The sequence below is a fragment of the Pontibacter sp. LHS2 genome, assembly GCF_058932845.1.
The window spans coordinates 631,982-644,721 of sequence record NZ_JBZYWG010000001.1 but is presented as its reverse complement, the minus strand read 5'-3'; the positions used below and the strand labels follow the sequence as shown (position 1 = coordinate 644,721).

11 protein-coding genes are annotated in these 12,740 nt (G+C 51.7%); 6 read left to right on the top strand and 5 right to left on the bottom strand.

Annotated features, from left to right (window positions below; all coding sequences use genetic code 11):
- Positions 1-81: 81 nt before the first annotated feature.
- From AC5FX6_RS02760 to AC5FX6_RS02745, 4 genes are all read right to left on the bottom strand, one after another.
- Positions 82-1,482: a M16 family metallopeptidase gene (locus AC5FX6_RS02760; protein WP_493595500.1), complete on the bottom strand. Its 1,401-nt coding sequence runs from the start codon at positions 1,480-1,482 to the stop codon at positions 82-84.
- 5 nt (positions 1,483-1,487) lie between these two features.
- A complete protein-coding gene (locus tag AC5FX6_RS02755) occupies positions 1,488-2,684 on the bottom strand; it encodes a M16 family metallopeptidase (protein ID WP_493595499.1) in 1,197 nt (398 codons plus the stop codon).
- Positions 2,612-2,938 (bottom strand): hypothetical protein, encoded by a 327-nt coding sequence (locus tag AC5FX6_RS02750; RefSeq protein ID WP_493595498.1) that lies wholly within the window; start codon positions 2,936-2,938, stop codon positions 2,612-2,614. Before AC5FX6_RS02750 ends, AC5FX6_RS02755 begins: the two co-directional genes overlap by 73 nt.
- A 177-nt stretch (positions 2,939-3,115) precedes the next feature.
- The gene (locus tag AC5FX6_RS02745) at positions 3,116-3,673 is read right to left on the bottom strand and encodes a fasciclin domain-containing protein (protein WP_493595497.1); all 558 of its coding nucleotides are present in this window, start codon (positions 3,671-3,673) and stop codon (positions 3,116-3,118) included.
- Positions 3,674-3,775: 102 nt separating this feature from the next.
- On the opposite strand from AC5FX6_RS02745, the gene AC5FX6_RS02740 reads away from it, so the two are divergent.
- The 5 genes from AC5FX6_RS02740 to omp85 all read left to right on the top strand — a co-directional run bounded on the left by AC5FX6_RS02740 (position 3,776) and on the right by omp85 (position 9,585).
- Positions 3,776-5,389, top strand: a complete 1,614-nt coding sequence (locus AC5FX6_RS02740; protein WP_493595496.1) for a class I SAM-dependent methyltransferase — start codon at positions 3,776-3,778, stop codon at positions 5,387-5,389.
- Between the two features lie 10 nt (positions 5,390-5,399).
- Entirely contained in the window at positions 5,400-5,864 is a 465-nt protein-coding gene (locus tag AC5FX6_RS02735; protein WP_493595495.1) for a GNAT family N-acetyltransferase, read from the top strand.
- Positions 5,865-5,893: 29 nt separating this feature from the next.
- Entirely contained in the window at positions 5,894-6,574 is a 681-nt protein-coding gene (locus AC5FX6_RS02730; RefSeq protein WP_493595494.1) for a response regulator transcription factor, read from the top strand.
- Between the two features lie 6 nt (positions 6,575-6,580).
- Positions 6,581-7,954, top strand: coding sequence for a HAMP domain-containing sensor histidine kinase (locus AC5FX6_RS02725; RefSeq protein WP_493595493.1), 1,374 nt, complete (start codon positions 6,581-6,583; stop codon positions 7,952-7,954).
- Positions 7,955-8,100: 146 nt separating this feature from the next.
- Complete coding sequence (omp85, locus tag AC5FX6_RS02720; protein ID WP_493595492.1) at positions 8,101-9,585, top strand: Omp85 family outer membrane protein; 1,485 nt, start codon at positions 8,101-8,103, stop codon at positions 9,583-9,585.
- A gap of 144 nt (positions 9,586-9,729) precedes the next feature.
- Here omp85 and AC5FX6_RS02715 read toward each other — a convergent pair whose 3' ends face one another.
- Positions 9,730-10,284 (bottom strand): YceI family protein, encoded by a 555-nt coding sequence (locus AC5FX6_RS02715; RefSeq protein ID WP_493595491.1) that lies wholly within the window; start codon positions 10,282-10,284, stop codon positions 9,730-9,732.
- Between the two features lie 257 nt (positions 10,285-10,541).
- Between AC5FX6_RS02715 and AC5FX6_RS02710 the strand changes: the two genes are divergently transcribed.
- On the top strand, positions 10,542-12,647 hold the full coding sequence (locus tag AC5FX6_RS02710; protein WP_493595490.1) for a M13 family metallopeptidase: 2,106 nt from the start codon (positions 10,542-10,544) through the stop codon (positions 12,645-12,647).
- The last annotated feature ends 93 nt before the right edge of the window (positions 12,648-12,740 follow it).

The following is a 12,740-nucleotide window of genomic DNA, read 5'->3' as shown; positions in this document are numbered from 1 at the left end:
TTGTTTTATACCTACCCCAAACATCAAAGAGGGAGCCCGGAATTAATCCGGGCTCCCTCTTTTCATTTATAATCCAATGACCTAAAGCGGGTTTTTCTTCAGGTCAGCCTGAAATTTCTTTAACTGCGGGTCGATCACTTTTTTATCACCCACTACCACCAGGGTCATATTTTTAGGACGCATATACTTTTGAGTGGTTTGCTGTACCTGCTGCGGTGTAACGGCATGTATGTTCTGTACCTGGTTTTCCAGGAAAGAGTCCGGCAGACCATGCAGTTTCAGGAAATTGAGCTGTGACACAATCCCCCAGGGCGAGGAATTACGCAATACAAACAAACCGGCTTCATAGTTTTTGATGCCCTCCAGTTCTTCCGGAGAAGGGGCTTCCGTAGCCAAACGGTTAATCTCATATAGAATTTCACGAAGTGAATTACCAGTGTGCTCGGTGGTCACGTCAGCTACCTGAGCCCAGTCCCCTACCCTGTAGCGGGCAGACAGCGAACTGGACGGCGAGTAGGTATAGCCTTTGTCTTCACGTATGTTGCGGGTAATGCGGGAACCGAATGATCCACCCAGAAGCGAGTTGGTAACGCGCAGAGCCATGTAATCAGGATGAGAGGGGTCTACTACCGGCAAGCCGAACACGATGGTGGACTGCGGCGCACCCGGGCGGTCGATCACGATCAGATCGCTCTTCGTCACGGGCTTGGCAACTGTGATCTGCGGTGCAGCGCCTTTTCGCCAATCGCTCAGTTGGCTTGTCACTGCCTCTTTCATAGCGCTCTGGTCAAACTTACCGGCTACGTATACTGTGGTGCGATCGGCGCCAAACTGCTGCTCGTAAAACTGCTGTACCTGCTCTCTGGTAAAGCCCTCAATCGTTGCATCCGTTGGGTAGTCGCGGCCATACGGGTGATTCGGATAAAGCGCCCCCCTGAACTTAGACTGGGCAATGGCACCCGGTTGCTGCCGCAAGAGATTATTCTGACGCTTGAAGTCATTTTTTACACGGGCCATTTCTGCCTCCGGGAAAGCCGGATTCTTGAGCAGGTCTGCCATGATGGTAACCAATTGGGGACCGAACTCAGAAAGCGCAGAGCCTGAAATAAACGTTTCGTTCGGGCCTACGCTTACCGATACGGAACCACCCAGGCGGGCTACCTCTTCTGCCAGCTGCCGGCCGTTTCGGGTCGCGGTGCCTTCCTGCATCAGATTACCAACTATATCGGCCAGACCGTTTTGCTGAGCCGTTTCGTGCACGTTACCTACCTGCACCACCATGCTCACGACCACCTTTGGTACGTCCCCATAGGGCACCATCACGGCTGTCAGGCCATTATCCAGGTCAAACTCCTGCTTGGCGGGCAGTTTAAAATCCTTTGGCTGGCCCCCTTCCGGCGGAGTTGCTTTTTGGGCCATAGCCATACCTGCCGACAGGGTCAGGATGGCGCTCAATGCTATTGTGAAGATATTTCTATTCATGGCGCTTAGCTTTTAGCAAGTGGGTTAACAACTAAAACGGTGCGGTTGGTAGGACGCAGGTACTCCTCTATCGCCTTGCGAAGGAGCTCCGGCGTCACTTTTCGAAACTCAGACTCCAGGCGGTTAATGCGGGCCGGATCGTCATCGAAAAGGGCGAAAGTGGCCAGCAGGTCTGCTTTCCCAAAGCCGGAAGAGGAACTCACCTGATCATAGAGCGACGAGCGCATTTTCACAATGGCCAGATCAATTAGCTGCTGGTCTATACCTTCCTGCTGCAGTTTCTGTATTTCAGCATCCAGCACCTTCACGATCTCATCAGAGCTCACGTTCTGGTCATGGATCAGGCTGCCCATCCAAAGCATCGGTCCGTTGTAGTTAAACATGTTGCCCAGGAAAGCGTTGATACCGCCGTCTACGGAGCCGGTATAACCCCGCTCCTGCACCAGCGCCTGGTATAGGCGGCTGTCGTTGCCCTGCAGCAGGATCTGATCAAGCAAGCCCATGGCATAGTATTCCGGCGAGTTGCGCTCTGGCATGTGATAGGCAAAGGCCAGGGCCGGACGGTTGGCCAGTTTATCGTCTTTGGTAAAGCGCTGCTCTTTTTCCTGGCGGGGTTCGGTCAGGTCCACAGGCGCTGGCAAGTCGCCCGAAGGTATACCGGCAAAGTACTGTTGTATCCAGCGCTTGGCATCACTTGTCTCAAAGTCACCTACTACCACCAGTACTGCATTGTTTGGAGAGTAAAACGTGTCAAAAAACGACTTCACATCTTCCAGGTTGGCCGCATCGAGATCCTCAAGGTCTCCATAGAAGTTGTGCGCATTATACCAGTTCTTGTTGGCATACTGCGGCATGTCCAGCCAAGGGAAGCCACCGTATGGCTGGTTGAGCACATTCACTTTCACCTCGTTTTTCACCACACCCTGCTGGTTTGTCAGGTTCTCCTGGGTGATGTTGAGGCCTTTCATACGGTCGGCCTCTGCCCAAAGCATGGTCTCCAGCTTATGGGCCGGAACGATCTCGAAGTAATTGGTGAAGTCGAATCGGGTGGAGCCGTTGAGGATACCACCGTTTTTCTGAACGAGCTGGATGAACTCCATTTTACCCAGGTTTTCGGAGCCCTGGAACATCATGTGTTCAAAGAGGTGGGCAAAACCCGTACGATCCTTGGGCTCAATTCGGAAACCGATGTTATAATACACAGCGATAGTAGCCAGCGGGGCCGTCTTTCCTGTGACAGCACCACCTTCAGGCCATTGTCGAGGGTATAGTAATCGACCGGAATCTGATAAGCTGACTCAGTGGCTGCGCTTTCCGTGGCAGCACCTACATTTTCGGCTGTGGTTGTTGTCGTTTCGGGGGATTGGGTGGTCGTCCGCTGACCGCAGGCACTCAGGCTGAGTACCAGTGCCAGAGCACCCCATCTAACATAGTTTTGCAAAGGTGTGTGGTTCATAATGCGCTGATTTTAAGGTTGAAGATAGGTTAATCCTTAATCCAGAACTTATTACGAAAACAAACTAAAATATATGCTAAAAAATATGTTAAATTTTAAAATACACTTTAAGCTATATAAAAAGCCCGCACTTTATCCTTTAAAGCACGGGCTATACCTTGACCGATCCAAGGATCTCTATTGTGGCAACAATACCTGGTCTATCACGTGAATGATACCGTTTGAAGCAGGTATGGAAGCGAGAATTTTGACGCCATTGACTGTTGGTTGATTTCCTTCCAGACCGAGGTTTACACGACCACCGTTCACCTGGCCCAGGCTCATGTCATTGTCGAATCGCTCGGCAGGGATCACACCTACGTAAACATGGTACTGCAGAATGTTGCGCAGGTCTTTGCGGCTTTCCGGTTTCAGCAGGCCATCCACTGTACCGGCGGGTAACTTCTCAAATGCTGCATTGGTCGGTGCGAATACCGTAAAAGGCCCGGCGTTGGTTAGCGCATCCACGAGTCCGGCGGCCTTAACGGCGGCTACCAGGGTGGTATGGTCCTGCGAGCCGACGGCCACCTGTACCACGTTTTGCTGCGACTGGTCATCCGCTACAGCAGACTGGCCTGCAGCAGGTTCTGTGGGAGATTCCATGGCTGCCACTGCTGTGTCTTGCTGGCTGGCAGAGTTGCATGAGGTCATCAGACCAAAGGCAATTGCTATGAAGGCTACATGTAAACTTTTCATTTTTGTTAGGTGGTTTAGTTTGATGATGTAATATTCCGTAAATTTCAATAGCTGAAATATGACTGCGATTAGTCAAAAAGATGATATTCGTTACTATTGTATATGAAAAGTAAAAGCGAACTGAGAGAGACGATCTTCCGTCACTTGGATGGTATTGTAACAGCACCTACGGCTTTTAGCCTTCACAAACACGGCGTGTTAGATTACCTACTGCAAGAGCAGGAAGCAACTCTGGAAGAGCTGGTAACTCAATTTAAAGCGAACGACGGCTACCTGAATGTGGCGCTGCGTGTGCTCTGCTCACAGGGCTGGCTGGCCCAGGACCTCGACAATGCCACTGACCGGATCTCTTACCGTGTGACCGAAAGAGGACGTATGGCTTTCCCACTAGTACACCTGTATAAAGACGTGGTAGAGCTGATGCAGCTCTCTGGTCAGTACCATGCCCGCAAGTTTGAAAAGGAGCCCTACCAGTTCTGGGCAAAAGTAGCGGACAGGTATAAGGCGGGCTACGGACTCGCGGAATCAGCCAACGAAGAAGAGCGAAGCGTGCAGGAACAGGTGCTGAAGCACATCGAAGGCCTGCTGATGGGGCCAACCATTGTGTTGCTGGGCATGAACGGCATGTTTCACAAGTACTTCATGGAAAGCCGCTTTAGCCCGGAGGAATTTCACGAAAACCATGAGGACTTCCGCAAAATCCTGGATCTGTTTGCCCACCTGGGCTGGTTCCGTAAAGTGCGCGACCAGTATGAATACACCGAAGAGGGTGTGTTTTTTGCCAAGCGGGGAAGTGCTTATGGGGTAACCGTATCCTACATTCCTACTTTCCGCCACCTCGACGACCTGATCTTCGGCAATCCGAACGTGCTCTGGGATAAGCCGGAAGGTGCCCCCGAGCAGCATGTGGACCGGGAAATGAACGTATGGGGCAGCGGCGGCGCCCATTCCACCTATTTCAACGTAATCGACGAGATCATCATCGAGCTCTTTAACCGGCCTATCCATGAGCAGCCCAAAGGTATACTGGACATGGGTTGTGGCAATGGCGCCTTCCTGCAGCATATGTTTGAGGTGATCGAGCGGCAGACCGAACGTGGGAAGGTACTGGATCAGTACCCGCTCTTCCTGGTGGGGGCCGATTACAACCAGGCTGCCCTCAAAGTGACGCGGGCCAACCTGATCAAAGCTGACATCTGGGCCAAAGTGATCTGGGGAGACATCGGGCGACCGGACCTGCTGGCAGATGACCTGCGCGAGAACTACAACATCGACCTGCGCGAACTCCTCAATGTGCGCACCTTCCTGGATCATAACCGGATCTGGGAGCGTCCTGCTCGACCTACTGAGGGGCGACTGAGTGAATCGACAGGTGCCTTTGCATTCCGGGGCAGACGCATCAGCAACAACGAGGTAGAAGATAACCTGCTGGAGCACCTCCAAAAGTGGACGCCTTATGTGGATAAGTTCGGTCTCCTGACCATGGAACTGCATACCATCCCCCCTGCTTTGGCAGCCGCCAACCTGGGTAAAACAGCCGCCACTGCTTACGATGCAACCCATGGATTCTCAGATCAATACATTGTAGAGGTGGAAGTATTTCATAAAGTGGCAGGTGAAGCTGGCCTGCACCCTGACAAAGGTGCTTTCCGTCGCTTCCCGGACTCTGACCTGGCTACGATCAGCATCAATTTGCTGAAGGGTAAAAACCAATAAAGCTATACCTATGCTGACTATCCGCAAAGCAGAACTCGGTGATCTCAAAGCCGTGAAAGCCATCGACCAGTTGTTGTTTGGAGAGGATAGTTATCCGTTTTTTGTGCTGCGTCAGTTCTATGATATCACCGGCGACTTCCTGCTGGTAGCGGAAACAACAGGTGAAGTAGTTGGGTACATGCTTGCACATCTTGATAAAGAAAACAGGAAAGGTTGGTTGCTCTCCTTGGGTGTCTTGCCGAACCATAGAGGAAAGCGCATCGGCGAGAAGCTGATGGCAGCCACTATGACTTCAATGGAAAAAAAGGGAGCTTCCGCCCTATACCTGACCGTGCACCCTGACAATGCAGCCGGCATCAGCATCTATACCCGGCTTGGCTTCACTGTGGAGGAGGAACAGACAGACTACTACCTGGACGGTAGTCCACGACTGCTGATGAGCAAGCGAATTCAGAATCCGGCGTCAAACATGTAAATTGCGCTCGCTAAACGTAGGTATAAAACATGCACATCCTGATCATAGAGGACGAACAGCGGGTCTCAGACCTGATCAAGCGTGGACTGGAGGAACAGGGCTATACCACTGATGTGGCCTATGACGGTGAAACGGGACGCAAACTGGCGCTTTCCCGGGCCTACAGTCTGCTGATCATGGACATCATCCTGCCCAAAATCAACGGACTGAACCTATGCAAGGAGCTTCGCCAGATAAAGCCTGACCTGCCCATCATCATGCTTACAGCGCTGGGCACTACCGATGATAAGGTAGAGGGCTTCGATGCCGGTGCCAATGACTACCTTACAAAGCCATTTGATTTCCGGGAGCTGCACGTGCGTATCAGGGAACTGCTCAAGCGCAGCCAGTCGGGTACAGCGGCTGACAGTGCCATCCTGCGGACAGGTGACCTGGAAATGAACTATCAGACCAAGGAAGTCCACCGGATGGGCCGTGAGATCAGCCTTACGCCCAAGGAATTTGCCCTGCTGGCATACCTGATGCGCAACAGCGGCCGGGTGGTGTCGCGGGCCGAAATTGCAAAGGAGGTCTGGGACACGCATTTTGACACAGGCACCAACTTTATTGACGTGTATATCAATTACCTGCGCAAAAAGGTGGACAAGGAGTTTCCTTCCAAACTGATCCACACCAAACCGGGCATGGGCTTTATCTTAAGAGCGGCATAGGCGCACATGAAGATCCGCGACAGACTAACACTGCTGTTCACTTCCATTGTAGGGGCCATTCTGCTCTCTTTTGCCCTGGCGATTTACTTTACCTATGCCGAAAACCGGGAAGATGAGTTTTACAAGCAACTGCGCCAACAGGCCATCACCAAAGCCAATCTGCTTTTTACAGCTGAAGTAGAGCCGGAAGTGCTGCAGACCATTTACCGCAACACCCGCACCTCACTTTATCAGGAAGAAGTTGCTATCTACGACACCGCATTCCAGCTGCTCTACCACGACGCCGTGGAACTGGACTTTGTAAAGGAAACTGCCGATATGATTGGGGAGATCCGGCAAAAGGGTGAGATTCAGTTCAGCCAGGACCAGGTGCAGGTAGTGGGGTTCCTGTTTCCCTTTCAGGGGAATGACTATGTGATCACCGCAGCCTCCTACGATGAGTATGGCTATACCAAACTTCAAAACCTGGGGCTTTCCCTGGCCGTCGCCCTGTTGACCGGCATTGTGATCACCTTTCTGGCTGCCCGCTTCTTTGCCAGGCAGGCACTTCGCCCGGTGGTTACGCTGGTAGAAAAGGCGGGAACCATATCGGCCTCTAACATTGACCTGCGTCTGCCTGAGGGAAATGGCAAGGATGAGATAGCCGAACTGGCGGCTACGTTTAACAAAATGCTCGACCGGCTCGAAAACTCCTTTACAGCACAGCGCCAGTTTGTATCCAATGTCGCGCATGAACTGCGCACCCCGCTGTCAGCCATGATGGCAGAACTGGAACTAGCCCGTTCGAAACGACGCAGCCCGGAAGCTTATGAAGCCGCCATTGACCACACCTTGCACGACGCCCGTAAACTCACCCGCCTCTCCACCGGCATGCTCGATCTGGCCAAAGCCAGCTATGACCAGTCGGACATTCAGTTCCGCGACATCCGCCTTGACGAGCTCCTGCTCGACGCCAGGCAGCAGGTGCTCAAAGCCAATCCGGGGTATCGCATCGACATTGACTTTGCCCGGGAAATAGAAGATAGCGCCTCGATCACCACTAAAGGAAACGAGTATCTGCTTCGGACTGCCTTCTCGAACCTACTGGAAAACGGATGCAAGTTCTCTCCTGACCATCATGCTATTATAACTATTAACTTCGACAAAGGCTTTAACTATATCACCGTATCAGATCAAGGTATAGGTATCCCAGAAGAAGAACAGGAATACATATTCGAGCCCTTTTACAGGGGAAGCAACAAAGCTTTTGCGGAGGGAAATGGAATTGGTCTGTCACTCACCCACAAGATAGTCAGCCTGCACGGTGGCAGCATTTTCCTCACCTCTACCCGTGGTGAGGGCACTTCCTTTACCCTGCGTTTTCGCTCCATTCCGGCTTAGCTATACCTGACGCAGGGCGGAGTCTCTAATGAATTTCTAACTTTTTTATAATAGATCTCTAACGGCTTCTCGGCTAGGTATAGGGTAATTTTGCTTTCCCAAAAATGCGGCCCCTCCGCGACAGAATTATTAACTACCTATCAGCCATGACCCAAAAGCTATACCTATACCTGGGGGCTTTGCTGGCGTTTCATACGGCCAGCGCACAGGCTCCTGACTCCATATCACAAAAACTTCCTTTCAGTGTAGCCGACGAAAAGCGACTGACAGCCGAGGACATCGCCAACAAGAAAGAAGGCATTTATGTGACAGGGCTTCCGGAACTCACCGTAGACCCGATCCGCGGCCTGACCGTAGGGGCAAATGCATTTCTGTTTAACAACCTCGACCGGAACGATCCCTTCTTTTACTATACCCCATACCGGGTTCGTTACGGCATTGGTCTACGGGTGGCACAGAATGGCCGCGTAGACGCCGAGTTGAGCGTGGATATGCCTTTTGCATTCAACACAAAGTGGCGACTGCGTGGCGACTTCATTTATGCCAATGACCCGAACTGGCAGTACTTCGGTATTGGAAGCCAAACGCTAAGCAGGCTGCAGTACACAGACAAGCGCACAGGCAATACCGTGGAGAATGCCCGGTTCTCGGATTACTACCGCAACCTGGCCCTGACCAGACCCGGCCGTGGGACAACTTTTGGAGAAGACCCTGCCAAGGCCTATACCGACGTGCACTACAATGAGGTGGACTATAGCCAGTTGCTGTTTGGTCTCGCTGCGGAAAGGACCTTCTTTGAAGGCAGGATGCGCCTTATGTTTGGGGCAGAGCTGTTGATGATCGGCATCGACCAGCACGATTTCAGAACGACACCCGAGGCCCTTGACAGAAGTACTGAAAAAGACACAGACGCAATCCAGGCAAGAACCAGGATCACGGAAGATTACCAGGCTCAACAGCGTGGTGACGCGAACTCCACCTGGGCCAGGTATAACATCGGCGGCTACAATGGTGGCCGTATCGGCTTGCTGCAGACCGGTGTGATGTGGGATACCAGAGATCTGGAGCCCGACCCATCGCAAGGGATGTTCGCTGAGTATGCGCAGGAAATAGCAGCTCCCTGGACTGGCTCTGAATTTTCTTTCACTAAACACCTGCTACAAGGTATGTTATATAAGCGGGTAATGCCTACGGTGCTGAGCCGAACGGTTTTTGCCAGCCGATTTGCATTGGGCTATATTCGGGGTAGTAACATACCGTTCACGGAAGTGCTGGATCTGTGGGGTGCCTCCGAAGGTGGCGGTATACCTGTGCTGGGTGGCTCCCGGGCCCTTAGGGGCTACCGCGAAGGCCGCTTCGCCGGCATGGTAACTTCTCTGGCTAATTTCGAGCTCCGCTCCCGCGTTTACCAGACCCGCCTGTTCAACCAACACCTGGCTCTGTATGCTGTTCCCTTTTTCGATGCGGGCCGGGTATGGGACAGCTTTGGAGATATCGAGCTCAATCGCATCCAGCATAACAAGGGCCTCGGTGCCCGTATCGCCTGGAACCAGGCCACGATCCTGCGGTTTGACTATGCCCGCTCCAGAGAAGACGCACAGTTCTTCTTCGTTTTTGGCCATACTTTCTAAGAGAAAGCCGGTATAAGGTACGCTATAGGATAGCATTGTGATTTTCAGGCTGCCGCCACAGTCGCTTGCACTGGTCACTTGCAAGAACCTCTAGATTGCCAAACAGAAGCAACTTGTCGAGATATTTTGTATGAAAGAAGGCGCTTAATAGTGCATTCTGAATTGCACCTGCAGGTTATCTTTTACTTTCATGGTCAGTATAGCCGGCCTCTTCACCTTGAATGCTTCGAGGCTGATCTCAAAGCCGCCTTCTACCTGCAAGCGATCCCCCTGCCATTGCGGGTGAGCAATGAAACTGACCTCCCGTGTTACCCCATGAAAAGTAAGCAGTCCAGACACCGCCAAAGCTCCATTTTTCGGCTCAATACTGGAGCTTACAAAAGTCACCTCCGGGTATTGGTCTGCCTCTGTAACTTCCAGCATGTCCCGGTCACGGGCCCGGTTGCCACTATCGAAAGAACGCACCGGCACAGAAACCCTGACTTGCTGCACCTGCTTCCCATTCACCACTATCAGCTGGCTGGTTACATCATTGCTAATGCCAGTAACGGTATGCAAGGGATGTTTTAAGGTATAGGAGATGCTGCTTTCAGGATTTGAGGAAAGGTTTTTTTGCTGATAGACCTCCTGTACAAGCTGCAAGGCTGCCACCATTAACCCAATGGCTATCAACATAAAATTCACAACAAGAGACCTCATATTTAAGCTATACTAGGCTTCTCAGGCAAAGTTGAGTTAAAGTTAAACAGGCAGGTATGCTATAAGGATTGCCAACAGGCGTTCATCCACCGGTAAAACTATCCGGGGGCATTTTGTGTTATAGGGAATCGTTGTCCTAACACGGGCCACACAAAAATAACCAGCATTATTTCGCTAATAAACCTTATTTTAGGGCACTCAAATGCTTTCTGCCATTCAGGATATCCATTTGAGCATTTTAAAACAATCAATCTAACATGAAAAACACAAAAGACACTGCTAATCTGTCACAGACCGTGAAAGAGTCGTCTGTCTGGAAGAACCGCCTGAGACTGTTACTTTTCGGAGCAGCAACTTTCTGCGCAGTAGAGGTTTCCGCCCAGAACGGTGGCAAGCCTGCAGGCCAAGCCAAATTTATTGACAAGTCGAACATGGACACGAAGGTGAAGCCTGGTGACGACTTCTATACCTATGCTAATGGCGTATGGCTGCGCAACAACCCGGTTCCGGCTAAGGAAACCCGCTGGGGTAGCTTTAACCAGCTGCGCGACTTCAACATTATCGCTGTTCGCACCATTTTGAACGAATCTGCCGCTAATACCAAAGCACCAGCAGGTTCAATTGAGCGCCGTGTGGGTGATTTTTATGCTGCCGCCATGGACAGCGCTGCCATCGACAAGCTGGGCTATACCCCGATCAAAGCTGATCTGGAGCGCATCAAAGGTATAAAGGATGTAAACGGTGTGCTGCATGAAGTGGCAACGCTGCGTAGCACGGGCGCCGCTGCTCCTATGTTCGGTTTCTACGTGGGCCAGGACCGCAAGAATGTGGAAGTAATGATCCCGCAACTGAGCCAGGGCGGTACCACCCTGCCTGACCGCGATTATTACCTGAAGAATGATGCCCGCAGCACCCGCATTCAGGATGCCTACAAAAACTACATCACAAAACTCTTCACGCTGACTGGCACTGACCAGGCCACTGCACAGAAAAATGCTGAGACCATTTTCAACATCGAGAAGAAAATGGCAGAGGCACAGATGGCTCGTGTAGAGATGCGCGATCCGCACAAGACTTACAACAAATTTGCCGTAGCCGACTTCAGCAAGACCACGCCGAATATGGACTGGAAGCAGCTGATGACAAAGCTGAAAGTGACAGGTGAAGACACAATCCTGGTGAACAATCCGAAGTTCTTCACAGAGCTGAACACCATGCTGACGTCAACTCCGGTTGCTGACTGGCAGACTTACCTGCAGTTTAACGTACTCAAGTCTGCCGCGCCATACCTGAGCACTGACTTTGTGGATGCGAACTTCGCTTTCTCACAGGCGCTTTCTGGCCAGAAGGTACAAACCCCTCGCTGGCAGCGCATGGCGCAGCTAACAGATGGCACTATAGGTGAGCTACTTGGACAGCTGTACGTACAGAAGCACTTTAAGCCGGAAGCCAAGGCTCGTATGGACGAAATGATCGCTAACCTGATCAAAGCCTACGAGATCCGCATCAAAGGCCTGGACTGGATGTCACCTGAGACAAAAGAAAAAGCCCTGGCAAAACTTTATACCTTCCGTCCGAAAGTAGGCTACCCTGAGAAGTGGAAGACTTACCAGGATCTGGCTATCAACCGCAATGCTTTCTTCCAGAACGTGCGCAACGCTGGTCAGTGGGGTTACGATGACATGGTGAGCCAGTTGGGCAAGCCGGTGGATAGAACCAAGTGGGGCATGACACCTCCGACTGTGAATGCTTACTACAGCCCGGTGATGAACGAGATCGTGTTCCCGGCTGGTATCCTGCAGTTCCCGTTCTTCGACCCCAAAGCGGATGATGCGGTGAACTACGGTGGTATCGGTGCTGTGATCGGTCACGAGATCTCCCACGGTTTCGACGACTCCGGTAGCCAGTACGACAAAGACGGTAACCTGCGCAACTGGTGGACCGACGCTGACCGTGCCCGTTTCCAGGAGAAGGCTGACCAGTTGGTGAAGCAGTTCAACGACTATACTGTGCAGGACACGATCCATGTGAATGGCAAGCTGACCCTTGGTGAGAACATCGGTGACCTGGGTGGCCTGAGTGCTGCTTACGAAGCCTTTAAGATGACGAAGCAAGGTAAGTCAAATAAGAAGATCGATGGCTTTACGCCAGATCAGCGTTTCTTCCTGGCTTGGGCGCAGGTATGGAGAACAAACATCCTTCCTGAAACAGAAGCACAGCTTATCCTGACGGACACACACTCACCGGGCAAGTACCGTACAATCGGTGCACCAGTGAATATGGACGCCTGGTACAAAGCCTTCAATGTGAAGCAAGGCGACAAGCTATACATTGCGCCGGAGAACAGAATCAGAATCTGGTAATTAGCGCTAAGCTTTAAACAGAAAAGCCCTCCTGACAAATCTGTCGGGAGGGCTTTTCTGTTTAAAGTAGTTTATACCTATACCTATACCTAT

Coding starts and splice junctions, on each gene's coding strand:
- AC5FX6_RS02760 (WP_493595500.1), bottom strand. CDS start 1,482: ATGAATAGAAATATCTTCACAATAGCATTGAGCGCCATCCTGACCCTG.
- AC5FX6_RS02750 (WP_493595498.1), bottom strand. CDS start 2,938: ATGAACCACACACCTTTGCAAAACTATGTTAGATGGGGTGCTCTGGCA.
- AC5FX6_RS02745 (WP_493595497.1), bottom strand. CDS start 3,673: ATGAAAAGTTTACATGTAGCCTTCATAGCAATTGCCTTTGGTCTGATG.
- AC5FX6_RS02740 (WP_493595496.1), top strand. CDS start 3,776: ATGAAAAGTAAAAGCGAACTGAGAGAGACGATCTTCCGTCACTTGGAT.
- AC5FX6_RS02735 (WP_493595495.1), top strand. CDS start 5,400: ATGCTGACTATCCGCAAAGCAGAACTCGGTGATCTCAAAGCCGTGAAA.
- AC5FX6_RS02730 (WP_493595494.1), top strand. CDS start 5,894: ATGCACATCCTGATCATAGAGGACGAACAGCGGGTCTCAGACCTGATC.
- AC5FX6_RS02725 (WP_493595493.1), top strand. CDS start 6,581: ATGAAGATCCGCGACAGACTAACACTGCTGTTCACTTCCATTGTAGGG.
- omp85 (WP_493595492.1), top strand. CDS start 8,101: ATGACCCAAAAGCTATACCTATACCTGGGGGCTTTGCTGGCGTTTCAT.
- AC5FX6_RS02715 (WP_493595491.1), bottom strand. CDS start 10,284: ATGAGGTCTCTTGTTGTGAATTTTATGTTGATAGCCATTGGGTTAATG.
- AC5FX6_RS02710 (WP_493595490.1), top strand. CDS start 10,542: ATGAAAAACACAAAAGACACTGCTAATCTGTCACAGACCGTGAAAGAG.